This is a genomic window from Enterobacter cloacae complex sp. ESBL7 (assembly GCF_041679625.1).
Lineage (GTDB): Bacteria > Pseudomonadota > Gammaproteobacteria > Enterobacterales > Enterobacteriaceae > Enterobacter > Enterobacter asburiae_B.
Genome location: NZ_JBGORN010000001.1, coordinates 1,406,276 through 1,424,302, shown reverse-complemented (window position 1 = coordinate 1,424,302; position 18,027 = coordinate 1,406,276). Strand labels below are relative to the sequence as shown.

At 56.7% G+C, this 18,027-nt stretch carries 22 protein-coding genes; 11 read left to right on the top strand and 11 right to left on the bottom strand.

Annotated elements, in window-relative coordinates; genetic code table 11:
• From ACERY3_RS07115 to ACERY3_RS07105, 3 genes are read right to left on the bottom strand one after another with little or no spacing between them, the layout of a single operon-like run.
• Complete coding sequence (locus tag ACERY3_RS07115; protein ID WP_373225348.1) at nucleotides 1-1,260, bottom strand: NAD(P)/FAD-dependent oxidoreductase; 1,260 nt, start codon at nucleotides 1,258-1,260, stop codon at nucleotides 1-3.
• Nucleotides 1,257-1,976, bottom strand: a complete 720-nt coding sequence (locus ACERY3_RS07110) for an SDR family NAD(P)-dependent oxidoreductase (RefSeq protein ID WP_217072936.1) — start codon at nucleotides 1,974-1,976, stop codon at nucleotides 1,257-1,259. The genes ACERY3_RS07115 and ACERY3_RS07110 overlap by 4 nt, the downstream gene beginning before the upstream one ends.
• Nucleotides 1,973-2,407, bottom strand: coding sequence for a nuclear transport factor 2 family protein (locus tag ACERY3_RS07105; RefSeq protein WP_217072935.1), 435 nt, complete (start codon nucleotides 2,405-2,407; stop codon nucleotides 1,973-1,975). Before ACERY3_RS07105 ends, ACERY3_RS07110 begins: the two co-directional genes overlap by 4 nt.
• A 255-nt stretch (nucleotides 2,408-2,662) precedes the next feature.
• On the opposite strand from ACERY3_RS07105, the gene ACERY3_RS07100 reads away from it, so the two are divergent.
• Both ACERY3_RS07100 and ACERY3_RS07095 read left to right on the top strand, forming a co-directional pair.
• Nucleotides 2,663-2,860, top strand: a complete 198-nt coding sequence (locus ACERY3_RS07100) for a hypothetical protein (RefSeq protein ID WP_023311615.1) — start codon at nucleotides 2,663-2,665, stop codon at nucleotides 2,858-2,860.
• A 1-nt stretch (nucleotide 2,861) separates the two neighbouring features.
• Nucleotides 2,862-3,650, top strand: a complete 789-nt coding sequence (locus ACERY3_RS07095) for a hypothetical protein (RefSeq protein WP_373225346.1) — start codon at nucleotides 2,862-2,864, stop codon at nucleotides 3,648-3,650.
• On the opposite strand, the gene ACERY3_RS07090 is transcribed toward ACERY3_RS07095, so the two are convergent.
• The 3 genes from ACERY3_RS07090 to ACERY3_RS07080 form a co-directional block, all read right to left on the bottom strand.
• Nucleotides 3,631-4,143, bottom strand: coding sequence for an N-acetyltransferase family protein (locus ACERY3_RS07090; RefSeq protein WP_373225345.1), 513 nt, complete (start codon nucleotides 4,141-4,143; stop codon nucleotides 3,631-3,633). The genes ACERY3_RS07095 and ACERY3_RS07090 overlap by 20 nt on opposite strands.
• A gap of 18 nt (nucleotides 4,144-4,161) precedes the next feature.
• A complete protein-coding gene (locus ACERY3_RS07085; RefSeq protein ID WP_373225344.1) occupies nucleotides 4,162-4,566 on the bottom strand; it encodes a VOC family protein in 405 nt (134 codons plus the stop codon).
• Nucleotides 4,567-4,632: 66 nt separating this feature from the next.
• A complete protein-coding gene (locus ACERY3_RS07080; protein WP_023311611.1) occupies nucleotides 4,633-4,971 on the bottom strand; it encodes a helix-turn-helix domain-containing protein in 339 nt (112 codons plus the stop codon).
• Between the two features lie 90 nt (nucleotides 4,972-5,061).
• Between ACERY3_RS07080 and ACERY3_RS07075 the strand changes: the two genes are divergently transcribed.
• The gene (locus ACERY3_RS07075; RefSeq protein WP_033145455.1) at nucleotides 5,062-5,841 is read left to right on the top strand and encodes an SDR family oxidoreductase; all 780 of its coding nucleotides are present in this window, start codon (nucleotides 5,062-5,064) and stop codon (nucleotides 5,839-5,841) included.
• Between the two features lie 51 nt (nucleotides 5,842-5,892).
• Here the strand turns inward: ACERY3_RS07075 and ACERY3_RS07070 are convergent, their stop codons facing one another.
• On the bottom strand, nucleotides 5,893-6,471 hold the full coding sequence (locus ACERY3_RS07070; RefSeq protein WP_033145454.1) for a TetR/AcrR family transcriptional regulator: 579 nt from the start codon (nucleotides 6,469-6,471) through the stop codon (nucleotides 5,893-5,895).
• A gap of 103 nt (nucleotides 6,472-6,574) precedes the next feature.
• Between ACERY3_RS07070 and ACERY3_RS07065 the strand changes: the two genes are divergently transcribed.
• Nucleotides 6,575-7,042 carry a DUF1348 family protein gene (locus ACERY3_RS07065; RefSeq protein ID WP_373225342.1) on the top strand — a complete coding sequence of 156 codons (468 nt, stop codon included), beginning with the start codon at nucleotides 6,575-6,577 and terminating at the stop codon, nucleotides 7,040-7,042.
• Nucleotides 7,043-7,081: 39 nt separating this feature from the next.
• On the opposite strand, the gene ACERY3_RS07060 is transcribed toward ACERY3_RS07065, so the two are convergent.
• The 3 genes from ACERY3_RS07060 to ACERY3_RS07050 all read right to left on the bottom strand — a co-directional run bounded on the left by ACERY3_RS07060 (nucleotide 7,082) and on the right by ACERY3_RS07050 (nucleotide 9,516).
• Nucleotides 7,082-7,621 (bottom strand): ester cyclase, encoded by a 540-nt coding sequence (locus ACERY3_RS07060; RefSeq protein WP_373225341.1) that lies wholly within the window; start codon nucleotides 7,619-7,621, stop codon nucleotides 7,082-7,084.
• 63 nt (nucleotides 7,622-7,684) lie between these two features.
• Entirely contained in the window at nucleotides 7,685-8,404 is a 720-nt protein-coding gene (locus ACERY3_RS07055) for an SDR family oxidoreductase (protein WP_064672446.1), read from the bottom strand.
• Nucleotides 8,401-9,516 carry an alkene reductase gene (locus tag ACERY3_RS07050; RefSeq protein ID WP_373225340.1) on the bottom strand — a complete coding sequence of 372 codons (1,116 nt, stop codon included), beginning with the start codon at nucleotides 9,514-9,516 and terminating at the stop codon, nucleotides 8,401-8,403. The genes ACERY3_RS07055 and ACERY3_RS07050 overlap by 4 nt, the downstream gene beginning before the upstream one ends.
• Before the next feature lie 99 nt (nucleotides 9,517-9,615).
• Between ACERY3_RS07050 and ACERY3_RS07045 the strand changes: the two genes are divergently transcribed.
• Complete coding sequence (locus ACERY3_RS07045) at nucleotides 9,616-10,527, top strand: LysR family transcriptional regulator (protein WP_045888560.1); 912 nt, start codon at nucleotides 9,616-9,618, stop codon at nucleotides 10,525-10,527.
• A 113-nt stretch (nucleotides 10,528-10,640) separates the two neighbouring features.
• On the top strand, nucleotides 10,641-10,955 hold the full coding sequence (locus ACERY3_RS07040) for a PTS sugar transporter subunit IIB (RefSeq protein ID WP_047061774.1): 315 nt from the start codon (nucleotides 10,641-10,643) through the stop codon (nucleotides 10,953-10,955).
• Between the two features lie 44 nt (nucleotides 10,956-10,999).
• Here ACERY3_RS07040 and ACERY3_RS07035 read toward each other — a convergent pair whose 3' ends face one another.
• Nucleotides 11,000-11,368 (bottom strand): MerR family transcriptional regulator, encoded by a 369-nt coding sequence (locus ACERY3_RS07035; RefSeq protein ID WP_373225339.1) that lies wholly within the window; start codon nucleotides 11,366-11,368, stop codon nucleotides 11,000-11,002.
• Nucleotides 11,369-11,464: 96 nt separating this feature from the next.
• Here ACERY3_RS07035 and ACERY3_RS07030 point away from each other — a divergent pair, with 96 nt between their 5' ends.
• From ACERY3_RS07030 to ACERY3_RS07010, 5 genes are all read left to right on the top strand, one after another.
• Entirely contained in the window at nucleotides 11,465-12,259 is a 795-nt protein-coding gene (locus ACERY3_RS07030; protein WP_373225338.1) for an SDR family NAD(P)-dependent oxidoreductase, read from the top strand.
• A gap of 208 nt (nucleotides 12,260-12,467) precedes the next feature.
• A complete protein-coding gene (locus tag ACERY3_RS07025) occupies nucleotides 12,468-13,082 on the top strand; it encodes a TetR/AcrR family transcriptional regulator (RefSeq protein WP_373225337.1) in 615 nt (204 codons plus the stop codon).
• 74 nt (nucleotides 13,083-13,156) lie between these two features.
• Entirely contained in the window at nucleotides 13,157-14,266 is a 1,110-nt protein-coding gene (locus ACERY3_RS07020; protein WP_373225336.1) for an efflux RND transporter periplasmic adaptor subunit, read from the top strand.
• Nucleotides 14,263-17,352 carry an efflux RND transporter permease subunit gene (locus ACERY3_RS07015; protein ID WP_373225335.1) on the top strand — a complete coding sequence of 1,030 codons (3,090 nt, stop codon included), beginning with the start codon at nucleotides 14,263-14,265 and terminating at the stop codon, nucleotides 17,350-17,352. The genes ACERY3_RS07020 and ACERY3_RS07015 overlap by 4 nt, the downstream gene beginning before the upstream one ends.
• Nucleotides 17,353-17,386: 34 nt before the next feature.
• A complete protein-coding gene (locus tag ACERY3_RS07010; RefSeq protein ID WP_373225334.1) occupies nucleotides 17,387-17,980 on the top strand; it encodes a TetR/AcrR family transcriptional regulator in 594 nt (197 codons plus the stop codon).
• Nucleotides 17,981-18,027 lie beyond the last annotated feature (47 nt).

Below are 18,027 nucleotides of genomic sequence, written 5' to 3'. Positions count from 1 at the left end.
TCAGTTCCCCTCTCCGGCCGCTATCGCATTGACCACGTCCAGCGCGCTGCGCACGCCATCTTCATGAAAACCGTTGTACCACCAGGCACCGCAGTACCAGCTCCGGTTATGACCGTTGATCTCGCCGCGCCGCGCCTGCGCCCGCCAGCTTTGCGGGTTAAACAGCGGATGTTCATAGACAAAGCGTTGCAGAACGAAGCGTTCATCTACCGGCGCGTCCGGGTTGAGGGTGACGCAGAACAGGGGACTGCCCGCAGGCAGCCCCTGCAGGATGTTCATGTTGTAGGTGACGCAGGCGCTGGCCTGTTCGTGCGCGCTCAGGCGGTAGTTCCAGCTGGCCCACGCGCGCCGCCGCTCCGGCAGCCATCGCGGATCGCTGTGTAAAACGACCTCGTTGCGCTGCCAGCCGATATCGCCCAGCACCTCGCGCTCTGCGGGCGTCGGGTCATCAAGCATCGCCAGAGCGCTGGCGGAGTGGCAGGCAAAAATCACCCGATCGAAGGTATGGCTGCCGTTTTCAAGCTGAAGCGTAACCCCGTGCTCGTGGCGGCTCACCCGCTGCACCGGGGAATTGAGATGCAGATTCAGACGGTCGCCCAGCTTGTCGAGCATGGCGCGGATATACTCCCGCGAGCCGCCCGGCACCACGTACCACTGCGGGCGCTGGGTGATATCCAGAAGCCCGTGGTTCTGGAAGAAACGTAAGAAAAGCGGCAGCGGGAAACGCTTCATCTCCTGCAGCGACGAGGACCAGATGGCGGCCCCCATCGGCAGAATGTAGTGGCGCGCAAAAAACGGCGTGAAGCCGTGCTGTTCCAGAAACGTCTGCAGCGTGGCGTTCGGGTCCACCTCCCCGTCCAGCGCCTGTTTTGCCAGACGATTGAAGCGAACGATCTCCCCGAGCAGCCGCCAGAATGCCGGATTCACCAGGTTTCGGCGCTGGGCAAACAGCGACGTCAGGGTGTGTCCGTTGTACTCCAGCCCCGTCGCCGGGTTGTGCACAGAAAAGCTCATCTGCGTTTTTTGCCCGCTGATGCCCAGCTCGCTGAGCAGGCCCATAAAGCGCGGATAGGTGCGATCGTTGTAAACGATAAACCCGGTATCGATCGCGTAGGTACCCTGTGGCGTCGAGACGTCAACCGTTGCGGTATGGCCGCCGGGCGTGGCGCCCGCTTCAAACAGGGTCACCTGATGGTGCCCGGCCAGGCGCCAGGCGCAGGTCAGCCCGGCGATGCCGCTGCCGATAATCGCAATGTTCATGAACGCACCATCCTGCGCAGCAGCGCGCGCTGAAGAAACGCAGGCAGCCCGGAGAGCAACCGCAGAATAAAGCCGAACCCGTCAGGAAACGCGATATGCATTTTCCCTGCCGCCAGCCCGGTACGGATCGCCTTGACCGCCTCGTCGACGCTCACCCTGCCCGGCATGGCAAAGTCGTTTTTGCGCGTCAGCGGCGTATCAACAAAGCCAGGGGAGACCACCGTGACGGCAATTCCCTTTGGCTCCCAGTCCAGGCGCAAACTCTCGGCAAACCAGCTCAGGGCCGCTTTGGACGCGCCGTAGGCTTCTGCCCGTGGGAAAGGCAGCCAGTGGGCCATGGAACTCACCAGCACCACGCGGTTGCCAGCCGTCAGCTGGGGCTGCAGCGCGTCAAGACAGTTCACCGGGCCGAGGAAATTTGTCGCCATAACCCGCTCCACCAGCGCCGCATCCACCACGCCTCCATCGAGATATTCGCAGGTACCGGCGCAGAGAATAATCAGATCGGCGTAGCTGCCGGTCAGCGCCTGGCGACAGGCATCCCTGTCTGTCATATCGAACAGGCGAACGGTGAGATTGGGGCAGGTCTGATACAGCGCTTCGAGGCGCGCCGGATCGCGTCCGCAGGCAATCACGTGGTAGCCGTCTGCGGCAAAGGATTTCGCCAGCCCGGCGCCAATGCCCGAGCTTGCGCCGGTGATCAGTACCGTTTTCATGATTTGACCCTCCGCTTCACGCCGCGTACCGCCCAGCCCAAAAGAGGAAGGTGCTCGTAGATCATCTCTCCCGCATCGTAGTAGTCGCGCTGGTGCGTGATGAGATCGTTTTCCGTGTCCACCACCGAACATCCCGGCAGTTCGAGCGGATCTCCCCCGGCAATGCGCGGATGCGACCAGTGCATTACCCAGGTCACAGCAAACCGGTTCCCGCTGCACAGCGGCGTATCGATGGTAAAACGGCAATGCTCGACGTTGGCCAGCAGATGGGTGAAATAGCGCTGAAGCGCGAAAATCCCGTCATGCTCGCCAAACGGATCGATAAGCGTGGCATTCGAATGGTAAAGCCCCACCAGCGCGGACGGCGGCTGGCTATCCAGTGCGGCGTAGTACTCAACAAACCGACTCACGACAGAGGGCAAAGTGCTCATGGGTCACATCCTGGCTGTAAACAACGTGGCGTAATCGCATACTTAAAACTTACACAATTAACGTTATTTGTCCAAGTTTGTGATGATCTATTTTTTATTTTAACTATATATCAATAACTTAATAACAGTTAAAGAGTAGGCTTTGTAGACCAGGTAAGGAGTGGCCGCCACCCGACTTTAACTTTCAGGATTTCCTTAAGGCAAACTCGCCGGTCTTCTTCCAGGCTTATCCTTTTTATTCATAAGGATGCCTGCATGAAACGTTTCTTTCTCTCCCTATTCTCAAGCCCGGAATCCTTACTGCAGGTGATGAGCCAGCAGGAAATCATAGAAGCCGTCGAAGATGGCGATCGCATCATTATCGACCAGGACGGGAACGCCTCGGTGAACTACAAAAGCAACGAGGTACGGCAGGATTTTCTGCGTCACGTCAACATGCTGAAGAGGGCCTGATATGGGAACGGCGATATTTATGGTGCTGATGGTATGCGGGTACTGGTACACCAGCCGCGACCTGTCGACCCGCTTTAAAATCAAGCGCTCCTTTGGCTGGGATGTCTATTTTCTTGTGGCGCTGTACGGCTGTATTTTCGTTCTGCAGGGCGTGATTGCCACCGGTCTGCTCTGGCTGCTCCTGCTCGCCCTTTCTGCGGCCAACAACGCTTTTCACTTTGCCTCGCCGAAATATACCGACTGGCAAATCGACTTTATGAACTGGAGCTTTTTAGGCATTCAGGCGCCGGTGGTCGTGATGCTGGCGTTTGCCATCCTGTTTTGCCTCTACCGCTCTAACTGGGCAGGCAGCGCCAGGCTGGACGGCGAAAGCCGGAAAAAGCTCTATAAACGTCTGGCGCAGTCGAGCGGTATTGAACAGCTGCTGTATCAGTGTATGGAGCAAGGGGAACTGGCGCAGGTCACGCTGCGGTCGAGGCGGATTTACGTCGGCATGATCCACACCGCGACGCTGGAATATGAAAAAACGGCCAATATCGTGCTGATCCCGATGTTAAGCGGGTACAGAGATGCGAAGACGATGAACTTTCGCATCGAGAATAACTACAGCAGGTGGTATGCGGAGCATGACATCACGCTCGACTCCGAACCCCGCAGCGCCATGTCATTCCGGAAGGTGATTTTACTCGATCAGATTGAGAGCCTCTCGCTGTTCGATCCCGCCAGCGCCAGCGCGCTGTCGCTGGCACAGCGCGACGAGAGCTCTCGCCCTAAAGAGACATCCCCATAATCCTGATTATGCTCTGCTGTGAAGCGGTTTCGAAAAGGACGTTCTTAACGCAGAGCATGCCCTGCTTCTGGTAGAACCGGTACGCTCCCGCGTTCTGCTCAAGCACTTCCAGCCAGAGATAGTCTTTCGCCCTGCTCCGGGCCATGTCGGTGATGCTGTTGAACATCACCTGGCCATAGTTCTTGCCGGTCTCGGCGGGATCGAGGTAGAGCTTGTTGAGGAGAACGCCCTTCATGTCCGTTTCCGGGAAAAGGGCTTCCCAGGTCACTTTCATAAATCCCACTGGCCGATCGGTCTCAGCAACATACCAGGAAACAGCGTTATCTTTCAGGCTCTGTTCAAGTACGGAAAGCGCGTACTCGCCGTCCAGAAAATCCTTCATCTCTGCGTCTGACACCCACAGATGCTGAAAATGGGCGGGATAGATTTGGTATCCCAGCTCGCTTAAGAGCGCGGCATCGGCACGGGTGGCCTGTCGAATTCGAAACGTCATGGAAAGTCTCCCTGGTAATCACCCGCGTTGGGCATTTTGGTAGAGATCCCAGCGGTTGCCGTAAATATCATCAAACACCACTACCGTACCGTACTCTTCCTCACGAGGTTCTTCGCAGAAATGGACGCCCTTGTCTTTCATGGCACGGTAATCGCGCCAGAAATCGTCCGTCTGAAGGAAGAGGAAAACTCTGCCGCCGCATTGATTGCCGATAAAGCTTTCCTGCCTCTCGTTAGAAGCGCGAGCCAGCAAAATATTGCAGTCACTTTCCGGGTTGGGTGAGACGACCACCCAGCGTTTACCCGGTTGAGGCGTATCCTCTACGAGGGTAAAACCCAGCTTATCTGTGTAGTATTCAATGGCACGATCGTAGTCATCAACCACAATAGCCACGCAGCCAAGGCATCGCTTCTGTGTTCTCATTTTTCGTTTCCTTTGCATGAATGGGTACGGGCACGCTATCCCATTGCAGCGTGCTGGCCGCCGGGTTTACTGGCTTGCGTAAGCCTCGCGCTTTTCTGCCCATTTCAGCATGGCATCAAGCGCCGGACATAATGCCTGCCCCCAATCGGTGAGGCGATACTCCACTTTCGGTGGCACTTGCGGGTAGACCATCCGCGAAACGATACCATCGGATTCAAGTTGCCTGAGCTGCTGCGCCAGCATCTTCTGGGAAATACCGGGGATCAGTTTTTCGAAATCTGAGTAGCGCTGCACTTTTCCGTCGAAAAGATGAAAAAGAATAATTAATTTCCAGCGGCCTTCCAGCAGCCGTAACACTTGCTCCACGCCGCTCGCGGCAGATTCCGGACTATATAACTTACTCATAATTCAGTAGCTCACTTTTTCGTGCGTACTTGTCAATTTCTCAGTCTATGTTGAATATACCTGTACTGTAAATAACGGGAGTGCAAGGTCATGTCATTAGATATTGATTTTAAAGGCAAACGCGTGCTTGTTACCGCTGGCACGAAAGGGCTCGGAAAAGCGGTCGTCGGGCTTTTAAAACAGCTCGGTGCAACGGTATTCACCACTGCGCGCCACGAGCCGGACGTAGATGTCGCAGATACTTTCGTCGCCGCTGACCTTACGACGGTCGCTGGATGTGCCGCTGTCGCATCTGCGGTTCAGGAGCAGATGGGAGGCGTCGACGTGATTATCCATGTTGCGGGCGGTTCAACCTCACCCGGTGGCGGTTTTGCTGCGCTTGGCGAAGAAGAGTGGCAGCAGGAGCTCAATCTTAATCTGTTGCCTGCAGTACGCTTAGATCGCGCCCTGCTTCCCGGAATGCTCGCGCAGGGAAATGGGGTGATTATTCACGTGACGTCTATTCAGCGCGAGCTGCCGTTACCGGAATCAACAACGGGTTATGCGGCGGCTAAAGCAGCCCTCTCAACCTACAGTAAAAGCCTTTCAAAGGAAGTCTCACCGAAGGGCGTTCGGGTGGTGCGCGTTGCGCCCGGCTGGATCGAAACTGAAGCGGCGGTTGCACTGGCGGAGAGGCTGGCAAAGCAGGCAGGTACAGACTACGAAGGCGGCAAGCAGATCATTATGAAGGCGCTAGGTGGAATACCGCTCGGACGCCCTGCCAGACCGATAGAGGTGGCCAACCTCATCGTCTTCCTCGCTTCATCGCATGCTGCGAGTATCACAGGTACTGAATTTGTGATTGATGGCGGCACCATTCCCACAGTGTAACGCGGGTGCTTAATCGGCTCGGTGCGAGAGTTGATTAAGCACCGGGGAATATCACCGATCGGACAGTTTCTCCAGGCCTTTTTTTAACGCATGTCTTACCGTTTCTGAATCCATACCCATCTGTGCATGAATAATTGCGCCGTCAATGAGCAGCATGATTTCATTGACGACGCGCTCATCAGCACTCTTCGTCAGCAAGGCAATAATTTTCTTTGTTTCTGATTTATGACTGCGGCATATCTCTTTTATTTCGTTTTCAATATCTTCCGATTTCGCCTCTGCGCTGGCGTTAATAAACGCGCAGCCGTGGAACTCGGGCGAAATAAACCATTCGTAAAGCGTTGCGGATATCGCATCAGCAGGTATTTCGCCTTGATCGAGATGTCGACGCAGCGTGGTCTCAAACCAGTTAATCCATATTTCATGCCGGTAGTTCAAATAGGCAAGAATAAGCAAGCTTTTACTCGGGAAATGGCGATAGAACGTCACCTTGGTCACTTTAGACGCTTTAATAAGCGTATCCACCCCCGTCGCCCTGAAGCCCGTGGAATAAAACAGATCGTGCGCCGTGAGTAATATCTTATCTCTGACGCTGATTTTAGTATCGTTGTCTGCGGGTTCTGTTTTCACTTTTGGGTAGCCTCTAAAATAATGTTGACAGCGTTATTTTACAGGCATAGATTACCGCAAGTAGACAGATCTGTCTACATAATATAACACTGAGGTAATCGCCATGAACACACGTCCTCCTTTACCGCCCTTCACTCGTGAAAGCGCCATCGAAAAAGTCAGACTGGCAGAAGATGGCTGGAACAGCCGCGACCCGGCGAAAGTCGCGCTTGCCTATACGCTGGATACCCAATGGCGTAACCGCGCAGAGTTCGCCACCAACCGTGAAGAAGCCCTGGCGTTTCTTGAGCGGAAATGGAAAAAAGAGCTGGACTATCGTCTGATTAAAGAGCTCTGGGCATTTACGGAGAACCGGATCGCGGTGCGCTATGCCTATGAATGGCATGATGACTCCGGCAACTGGTTCCGCTCCTACGGCAATGAAAACTGGGAGTTTGAGCCGGACGGACTGATGAAGCGCCGCTTTGCCTGCGTAAACGATATGCCGATCAAAGCCTCTGAGCGTCTGTTCCACTGGCCGCTGGGCAGACGCCCGGACGATCACCCTTCGCTGAGCGATCTTAGCTTATAGGATTTTTGCATCACTCCGGGCCGCCCCGGAGTGATGAATTTACAGCGCGCCCAGCTGTTTCATCAGCGTCAGGTTGTCCTCAATATGCCAGTTAGCCACAATTTTACCGTCACCAATCTCATAAATATCCGTGGCGATGAAATCTATTTTCTGCCCCTGTCCTTTCAGCTTGCCAAATGTTCCGGTGAATGTGCCGTGAAAATGTAAATGCGAAACCACGCGATCGCCTGAAATAATCATTTGCTCAACGTCACAGCGTAAATCAGGCACGGCTGCGCGAAACGTACGGGACGCTAAAATAGCACCTTCCGGCCCCTGCCTACGCCCTTCCGGAGGCGTTTTATCAATAAAACCTGCCGCCAGGGCATCACGCGCCAGGGTTTCATTACCCGTATTCCAGAACGAGGCATATTCTCTGGCGACGGCTTCATTCGCCTTTAATTGCGCCTGCGGCAGGCTGTTGTCCACTATAAGCTGTTTCGGCTGAAGCCATTCCCCCTGCGCGGAAATCGCATTGCCTGACAGACCTGCAAAAATAACCATCGCTACAGCCGAATAAAAATACGTCGAATATTTCATGATATCTCTCAATAGAGTATTACATTCCCGCAGACGATTTCCTGCGGTTCAAATCAGAAAGGGTCAGTTAATTAACGCCCCGCCTTCAATATCAATGACCGACCCCGTGACAAAAGGATTATCAATGGCGAAAAGATACCCTTGCGCGATGTCCTCCGCCCTTCCCCAGGCTTTGGCTGGCAGGGTTTCCGCCGCGCCAGCGAGCATTTTTTCCCGCGCGGCGGCGTCCATGCCCGCATACGCTTCCGTGTCGGTCAGCCCCGGACTCACGACGTTGACGCGCAGCGGTGAAAGCTCTTTCGCCAGCACTTTTGTCGCGGCCTCGATGGCGGCATTCATCGTCGTTTTAACAATGGCGCCCGCCACGGTGCGACGCGCCACGAACCCGCTGGTGAACGTCAGCGTACCGCCGGGGGCGATGTTCCCGCTGAGATAGCGGGCGACATTGATGCTTCCCCAGAATTTCGTATCAAAAGCCAGCCTTGCCGCGCGGAGATCCAGCCCGGAAAGAAGCCCTCCCGGTGCCTGTGAACCCGCCGTAACGACAATATTATTGACCTCACCCAGCGTTTCACCGAGTGCGACAAGCTCTGCCTCACGGCTGATATCCAGCACGAGGGTATGAACAGACGCGGCGTGGGCGCTCAGCCGTTGCCGCGCAGCGTCCAGCTTCGCGCCGTCGCGGCCCGCGAGAATAATCTCCTCGCCGCGCCCGGCAAGCAGGCTGCCCACGGCGAAACCGATGCCGGAAGCGCCGCCGATAATTAAGGTTTTACGGGTCATAACGTCTTCTCCTGCAGGGTGTAAATGGGGTAATCGGTATATCCCGTCGCGGTGCCGCCAAACAGCGTGGCGGGATCGCGCACCTGGGCCAGAGGCAGCTGGTGCGCCAGACGGTGGGGTAAATCCGGGTTGGCAATAAACGGCCGTCCGAAGGCAATCAAATCGGCATAGCCGGCGGCAATGATCTTCTCCGCTTTTTCAAGGTCATAGTTCCCCGCGACGATAAGGGTTCCGCTAAACGTCTCGCGAAGCGATTGCCGGAACGGCTCAGGCACCTGCGGCGCATCGTCCCAGTCGGCTTCCGCCAGGTGGATGAACGCAATCCCTTCTTGTTCACACCAAGCCGCGAGAGCGAGTATGGCTTCCGTCACCTGCGGATCGTTCATCCCGCGCTGGGTAATAAACGGGGAAAGGCGAATGCCCGTACGCTCGCGGCCAATGGCCTCGGCAATGGCGCTTAACACCTCCTGAGCAAAGCGGATCCGGTTCGCCAGCGTGCCGCCGTACTCATCCGTGCGTTTGTTGGAGGTTTGACGAAGAAACTGGTCGATCAGATAGCCGTTTCCGCCGTGAACCTCCACGCCGTCAAACCCGGCCTGAACGGCATTCAGTGCCGCCTGACGATAGTCCGCGATGATGCTGAGGATGTCCTTGCGCGAAAGGGTTCTCGGCTGCGGGCAGTCAACCATTTGGCCTTCCCCCTTTTCATTCACCACCCACACCTGCGCGTCCGGCGCCAGCGCTGATGGGGCGACGGGCTGACCATCCTGATGAAAACTGGCGTGCGACATTCGCCCGACGTGCCAGAGCTGCGAAAAAATCACCCCGCCCGCCTGATGCACGGCGCCCGTGGTGAGCTGCCATCCTGAAACCTGCTCAGGCGAATGGATGCCGGGCGTCCAGGAGTATCCCTGGCCCTGAGGCGAAATCTGCGTGGCTTCCGTGATGATTAATCCGGCGCTGGCCCGCTGTCGGTAATACTCCGCCATCAGCGCCGAGGGAATATTTCCCGGCTGAAGGGAGCGCGCGCGGGTCATCGGCGCCATGACGATACGGTTTTTCAGGTCCTGCTGACCCAGCCTGTAGCGTTCAAAAAGTGAGGTACGTTGCATGTTTTCATCCCTTATGGTTTGGATGAAATCACTTTACAGTCGGCATCTGATTTTGATAATTACGCTAAAATCAGATTCACTTTTCGGAATATATGAATAATGGGTAAACTCGAAGACATGGCGTTACTGGTGGAAGTTGCCGAGGCCGGCGGTCTTTCTGCCGCCGGGCGACGCCTGTCGCTTTCCCCCGCCACCATGACGGCCAGGCTGAAGGCGATTGAGGAGCGTTACCAGACGCGCCTGTTTCACCGCTCAACGCGATCCATCACGCTGACCCGCGCCGGGGAAGAGTTTTACCATGCCGCGCTGCGCGTGCTGGAAGAGGTGCATCACGCCGAGTCGTTACTGACGCAAAAGGAAGGCGTGCTCAGCGGCAACATTCGGCTTTCTGCCCCCTCGGACTTTGGCAGACAGTATCTTAGCCCCGCCGTCGTAGAATTCTCCCGACGCCATCCCGACGTTAAATTTTTCATCTCGTTAAGAGAACACGTTGAGGACCTGGTCGCTAACCGGCTGGATATGAGCGTGCGTTTTGGCAACCTGCCGGACAGCAGCCTTGTCGTCAGAAACATCCGCCCGAACCATCGGGTGCTGGTCGCCTCCGGGGAGTATCTTAACGAACGCGGTATTCCCTCCACGTTTGCCGATTTAGCTCAGCACCGGTGCCTGGCGCTTGAGTCTCAGGGCGTGGTGATGAACGAATGGCGCTTTGAAAAAGATGACCAGGAAAGCGTCGTTCGCGTAGAGCCAGCCATGGTGTGCGACGATGGGGCTTTGCTTCGTCAGTGGGCACTCAGCGGGGCTGGCATAGCGGGGAAATCGTGGTGGGACGTCAAAGACGATGTTGAAAGCGGAAGGCTCACGGTACTGTTTGCCGACAGCTTCACCGGCTTTAGCCGATACGATCGCAAAGATGTCGGCCTGCAGCTTGTTTACCCCCAGCGCAAACTGCAGCCGCTTCAGGTCACGGCGTTTAGCCAGTTTTTTCTCGACTGGCTAAAAAAACAGTAAAATTAAATCGCGTCAGGCAGCTGCGGTTAATTTCTCGCCAAAATAAGAGATGGCGCGCATTTCGGTAGCAACCTCAGGACTACTCTGTGAGCGGTTTTCAGGAGGTACAAAATATGAAAAAGCTTCTGATCTGTTGTTTGTTTGGTAATACCGCAAACTCTCTCGCCAAAAAAATGCAGTCTCTGGCAGAACGCGAAGACTATCCGCTGATGATTAGCGCTGTTGGGCTGGATAACTTCGCCAGCGTCGCTCCCGCTTTCGATGGTTTCCTCATCGCGCCGCACATTCAGTACAAACTCGATGAGATAAAAGAAACGGTGGGCAATACGCGTTCAATCGCCATTATTGAGAGCCTGCCCTATGCCTCTCTCGACGCGAGGAAAGTATTGAATTTCGTGAAGGAGCAGATGCCTGAACTGGCTGCCTGACAGATAAGGCCGCATCGGTTTTGCGGCCTCCTCTCACCCGGCGTTCAAAACGTGTCGACACAAGGCTGACCGACCTTATTAAGGGCGTTTTTCAGCCTGGCTCTGAGTTCAATTAACGCCGCTTCTTTCTCTTCAAGCTGCTGCAGCTTGCGGCGCAGAGAAGCCTGTTTTTGCTCAGCGGTAAATTTGTCGTCAACCCAGACAGCCAAAACCTCTAAAATTTCAGCTAAGGTAAAACCCAGCATTTTGGCATGCTTGATCATGTTTAAGCGCTGTAAATCGACGGCGGAATAGACTTTATAGTTATTGCTGCGATTGGGTTGCGGGATATTCTCTAACAGCCCCTGTCGCTCATAGTAACGCACCGTCTCTTTCGACAATCCCGTTTTCGCACACAGTTCACCAATTCGCATCGCGTCGCCCTCACCTTGTAAAAATCACGCTTGACCGTGTACCTAAGTGCACGGTTTATGCTGTGCAGCATACATTAGGGAAACGGGATTAAATATATGAATTCTTTTGATTATACCGGAAAAACAGCGCTGATTACCGGAGCGTCGTCGGGCATAGGCCGTGATTTTGCCCGGCAGCTCGCCGCCCGCGGCGTGGCCTTGATCCTGGTCGCCCGCTCCGAGCCAAAGCTGCAGGCGCTTGCCGTAGAGTTAGTCAGAAAGCACGGCGTCTCCATCACGATTATCGTGCAGGATTTAGTGAAGCCGGAAGCCATTCCCCACATTGTGGAACGGCTTGAAACCTTAAGACGCGTCCCCGACATTCTGATCAATTGCGCCGGCTTCGCCACCTACGGGCCATTCGAAAAGCTGTCCATCGACAGGCAGCGTGATGAGATAAACGTAAACTGCATGGCCCCCGTGGAGCTGACTCACGCCTTGCTGCCGGGAATGCTGCAGCAGGGCTCCGGGGTAATTATTAACGTTGCCTCAACGGCCGCGATGCAGCCGGATCCCTATATGGCGATTTATGGCGCAACCAAAGCCTTCCTGCTCTCGTTTTCGAACGCGCTGTGGGGAGAGTATCGCTCAAAGGGCATCCGCGTCCTGGCGCTTTGCCCCGGCGCAACGGATACGGCCTTTTTTGATGTGGTGAATGCTGAGGAAGCCTCGGTCGGTAAACGAATGCCCGCTGACAAGGTGGTCACCCTGGCGTTGAAGGCCGTGGAGAGTAACCGTAACTACCTGATTACCGGATGCGGTAACTGGCTTCTGGGGCAGCTACATCGGTTAGTGACGCGCAGGCGTCTGGTGCTTATCGTTGAAAAAATATTGCGTCCGCGCTCGGCCTGAGCAAAAACGGCTCCGTTCAGCGCAAGGGAGTTGCGCTGAAATCCTCGCTTATCGCAGGCAGATAGATGCCATAGTGCACGAAAAACAGTGATACACTTACCCCACCTGGTTGATCGTCCCGTCTGAACGGCGCATGATGAATGACGGTAACCAAATCTCAAAATGGTCACTCGTTGTTAATCGTAGCCCGTCACGCTAAGCTTAAATAATGACTAAAAATATGAATCCTCCATCATCACGTGGTCCCCTTGACCACGCTGTCAGAGAGCAAATCGTCGAAGCGGCTTTTGAGCACTTCGGCCACTACGGCTATGAAAAAACCACCGTCGCCGAACTGGCTAAATCCATCGGTTTTTCAAAGGCCTACATTTATAAGTTTTTCGATTCCAAACAGGCTATTGGCGAGGTGATCTGCGCTAACCGCCTGGAGCTGATCATGGCGGCAGTGCTTTCCGCCATCGAGGGTGCGCCGTCAGCAAGCGAAAAATTACGCCGCCTTTTCAAAGCGCTCACCGAGGCGGGAAGCGAGCTGTTTTTCCACGACCGTAAGCTATACGACATCGCCGCCGTCGCCGCGCAGGAGCAGTGGCCGTCAACCCAAAAGTACAGTGAAAGCCTGATGAAGCTTATCGAGAGCATCATTATCGAAGGCAGGCAGGCCGGCGAGTTTGAAAGAAAAACGCCGCTGGATGAGGTCACATTTGCCGTCTACATGGTGATGTGCCCTTACATTAACCCCGTTCAGCTGCAGTACAACCTCGAAATGGCCCCCACGGCGGCGGTGCTTCTCTCTTCACTGATTTTAAGAAGCCTGGCCCCCTAATTTGTGACCATTGACAATTTTGGTCACTAGTCAGAGAATGCGGATACCGTCCTGTTACGTCAAAAAGGTTTCCCATGCTCAGGCTCACTTCAGCCCGCGTTGCCGTTTGTCTCCTGCCGTTTGCCCTGGTGGCGTGCGGCGATATTTCCGCGAGTGACGATCCGCGCACAAAGCCACCGCTCGTCAGATCCGCCTCCGTCGAGCTAGCGAACAATAGCGCCCGCGCCTTCACGGGCGTGGTGGTCGCAAGAACGCAAAGCGATTTAGGTTTCAGGGTTCAGGGAAAAATCCTTGAGCGGCTGGTTGATACGGGGCAGACCGTCAAACAGGGCCAGCCCCTGCTGCGCCTGGATCCGCTTGACCTGAAATTACAGGCCCAGGCGCAGCAGCGCGCGGTGGATGCGGCCCAGGCGCGCGCGCGAAAAGCCACCAGCGATGAGGCGCGCTATCGTGGACTTGTGGCGTCCGGCGCGGTGTCTGCCTCGGAATATGACCAGATCAAAGCGGCGGCCGATACGGCCAGGGCCGATCTCAGCGCCGCCCGGGCGCAGGCCAGCGTGGCGCAAAACGCCACGGGCTATGCCGTGCTGCTGGCGGATTCAGACGGCGTGGTCATGGAGACGCTCGCCGAGCCGGGTCAGGTCGTCAGTGCCGGACAGGTGGCGATCAGGCTAGCCAGAGCGGGGCAGCGTGAAGCGCTCGTCCAGCTTCCGGAAACGCTGCGCCCTGCCGTCGGCAGCGAAGCGCAGGCCACGCTGTATGGCAATGAAAAACATCCGGTCACCGCAACGCTGCGCCTGCTGTCTGACTCGGCCGATGCCGCGACCCGCACGTATGAAGCCCGCTACGTGCTGGATGGCCTGCTGGCGAACGCGCCGCTGGGGGCGACCGTCACGCTGAACGTTCAGGACAACAAAGCGGAAGGTCAGGTCATGCAGGTCCCGCTGGCTTCACTCTATGATGCAGGAAAAGGTCCCGGCGTCTGGCGTATTTCCGCCCAGCCGGCAAAGGTCGCATGGACGCCCGTCAGGGTGCTGAGCGTGGGTGAAGATGCGGCGCAGATCACGGGCGGCGTGAAGCCCGGTGAGAAGATTGTTGCGTTAGGCGCCCATCTTCTGCACGAAGGTGAGGTCGTCAGGCTTGCTAAGCAACGCAATGCCGCCCTGGCGGAGAACACGCCATGAGCGGAAGCCGCTTTAACCTTTCGGCGCTGGCCGTCCGCGAACGTTCCGTCACGCTGTTTCTGATCGTTCTCGTTACCATCGCCGGAATTTACGCCTTCTTTGGGCTCGGGCGCGCGGAAGATCCGCCCTTCACGGTAAAGCAAATGACGGTGATAACCGTCTGGCCGGGCGCGACCGCGCAGGAAATTCAGGATCAGGTCGCCGAGCCGCTGGAAAAGCGCCTGCAGGAACTCAAATGGTACGACCGTACCGAAACCTATACCCGTCCCGGCATGGCGTTTATCACGTTGTCATTGCAGGACAAGACTCCGCCAGCCGAAGTGCAGGAGGAGTTCTATCAGGCGCGTAAGAAGCTTGGAGATGAATCTCAGCGTCTTCCGGCAGGCGTCATCGGCCCGATGATCAATGACGAATTCTCGGATGTCACCTTTGCCCTCTTTGCCCTGAAAGCGAAAGGCGAACCGCAGCGGCAGCTGGTACGCGATGCCGAAGGCCTGCGCCAGCAGCTTCTGCATGTTCCCGGCGTGAAGAAAGTGAACATTATCGGCGAACAGGCCGAGCGGATTTACATCTCCTTCTCCCACGACCGTCTGGCGACGATAGGACTCTCACCCCAGGATATTTTCAACGCCCTCAACAGCCAGAACGCGTTAGCCGCGGCGGGCTCTATTGAGACCCGAGGCGCGCAGATTTTTATCCGCCTGGACGGCGCGTTCGATGAACTGCAGAAAATCCGCGATACGCCTTTTATTGCTCAGGGCAAAACGCTCAAGCTGTCCGATGTGGCAACGGTTGAGCGAGGCTACGAAGATCCCCCGACGATGCTGATACGCAATCAGCATGAGCCCGCCCTTCTGCTAGGCATCGTGATGCGTGAAGGCTGGAACGGTCTGGCGCTGGGGAAAGCGCTGGATGCGGAAACGGCGAAAATAAATGATAGCCTGCCGCTTGGCATGTCCCTGACCAAAGTTACCGACCAGTCCGTGAATATTCGCTCGTCGGTCGATGAGTTCATGATCAAATTCTTCGTCGCCCTGCTTGTGGTCATGGTGGTGTGTTTTGTCAGCATGGGCTGGCGCGTGGGTGTTGTCGTTGCGGCGGCGGTACCGCTGACGCTGGCGGTCGTTTTCGTGGTGATGGAAGCCGCGGGGATAAACTTTGACCGCGTTACGCTGGGCTCCCTGATCCTCGCCCTCGGCCTGCTGGTTGATGATGCCATCATCGCCATCGAAATGATGGTGGTGAAAATGGAGGAAGGTTACGACAGAATCAAAGCCTCGGCCTTCGCCTGGAGCCATACCGCCGCGCCCATGCTGGCCGGTACCCTGGTGACGGCCATTGGCTTTATGCCGAATGGCTTTGCCCAGTCGACCGCCGGGGAATACACCAGCAATATGTTCTGGATCGTCGGCCTCGCTCTGATTGCATCGTGGTTTGTCGCGGTGGTGTTCACGCCCTATCTTGGGGTGAAGATCCTGCCGGCGATCCCGAAAGTCGAAGGAGGTCATGCCGCCATCTATAACACGCCTCGCTATAACCGTTTTCGCCAGCTGCTTGCCCGCGTTATCGCCAGAAAATGGCGGGTGGCCGGGTCGGTGGTCGCCATTTTCATCCTGGCCGTACTCGGCATGGGGCTGGTTAAAAAACAATTCTTCCCGACCTCCGATCGCCCGGAAGTGCTGGTTGAGGTGCAGATGCCCTACGGTACCTCGATTGAGCAAACCAGCGCCGCAACCGCAAAAATCGAAGCGTGGCTGGGCCAGCAGCCCGAAGCCAAAATGGTCACGGCCTATATTGGTCAGGGTTCACCCCGTTTTTATCTGGCGATGGCGCCAGAACTGCCCGACCCGTCTTTTGCGAAAATTGTGATCCTGACGGACAGCGAGACGTCACGCGAGGCGCTCAAGCTCCGGCTGAGAGAGGCTGTCGCCAACGGCCTTGCCCCCGAAGCGCGCGTCCGGGTAACGCAGCTGGTGTTTGGCCCGTACTCGCCCTTCCCGGTTGCCTGGCGCGTGTCGGGGCCGGATGTCGAACAGGTGCATGACATCGCTGACAGGGTGAAAGCCGTGCTCCAGGCGAGCCCGATGATGAGAACCGTCAACACCGACTGGGGGTCGCGCGTTCCCGTCCTGCATTTCATTCTCGATCAAAACCGCCTGCAGGCGACCGGCTTAACCTCCAGTGCCGTTGCCGAGCAGCTTCAGTTCCTGCTGTCTGGCGTGCCCGTCACCTCCGTGCGGGAAGATATTCGCTCGGTGGAGGTGATTGGCCGCGCGGCGGGAGATATCCGTCTTGACCCGGCAAAAATCGAGGGTTTCACCCTTGTCGGCAATGCGGGACAGCGCGTTCCGCTGTCTCAAATCGGCAAGATTGAGATCGGTATGGAAGATCCGATCCTGCGCCGCCGCGATCGCACCCCGACGATTACCGTGCGGGGCGATATCGCTAACAATCTTCAGCCACCGGACGTGTCGGTCGCCATCATGAAGCAGCTCCAGCCGATTGTTGACGCGCTGCCGCCCGGGTACCGAATAGACATGGCGGGTTCGATTGAGGAATCGGGCAAAGCCACGCAGGCCATGATCCCGCTGTTTCCGATCATGATTGCCCTGACGCTGCTGATCATCATTTTGCAGGTGCGCTCAATCTCGGCGATGGTGATGGTGTTCTTAACCGCGCCGCTGGGGCTGATTGGCGTAGTGCCCGTGCTGTTGATTTTCAATCAGCCGTTTGGCATCAACGCGCTGGTCGGCTTAATCGCCCTTTCCGGCATTCTGATGCGCAATACGCTGATCCTGATCGGTCAAATCGATCATAACCAGAAGCAGGGCCTCGAGCCGTTCCAGGCGGTGGTTGAAGCGACGGTCCAGCGTGCACGCCCCGTCTTGCTGACCGCCATGGCCGCCGTGCTGGCGTTTATTCCCCTGACGCATTCGGTGTTCTGGGGCACGCTGGCTTACACGCTGATAGGCGGAACGCTGGGCGGGACGATCGTCACGCTCGTCTTCCTGCCCGCGATGTATGCGATCTGGTTCCGGATCCGCCCTGCGGAACAACGCGTGCAGCACCCTGCAGAAAACGTGTAAACTACCATGAGTAGATAACACTTCTGAGGAAAGCATGGTTGTTAAGCGCTTAAGAAAAGAGGACCGCCGCGTGCAGCTGCTGGAGGTTGCGCGCGGAATCGTTCGTCAGCAAGGCACGGAGGCGCTGAGTCTTGGCTACCTGGCCGAACGCGCCAACGTGACCAAGCCTATCCCCTACGATCACTTTGGCGATCGTGAAGGGCTGCTGATGGCGCTGTACCGGGATTACAGCGACCGGCAGCTGGCGAAGTTCCGCGAGACGCTGGCGGTCGACAGCAAAACGCTGGAGAAGACGATCCGCTTTTTCAGCGCCGCCTATATCGACTGCGCCATTAGTGCCGGGCCGGAGACCGGCCCAATCGCCGCGGCGCTGTCCGGATCCCACGCGCTGCAGACGTTTCGTGAGGCATGCGTGGCCGAATGCGCCGACTGCCTGCGTACCGCGCTTTCCCCGTTCGTCGCGCTGAAAGGCGTTCAGGGAGAAGCGGTACTGACGGCCATCATTGGCGCGGCGGACGCGCTCAGCACCGCCGCGGGCAACGGCGTGCTCGCCCGGAACGTGGCGGAAGATACGCTCAGCGGCGCCATGACCGGCGTGCTGGAGACCTACGTGAATAGCACAAAATGATCGCTGGGGGCGGATTGACACCTAAGTTACCAATAGTAATATAGGCG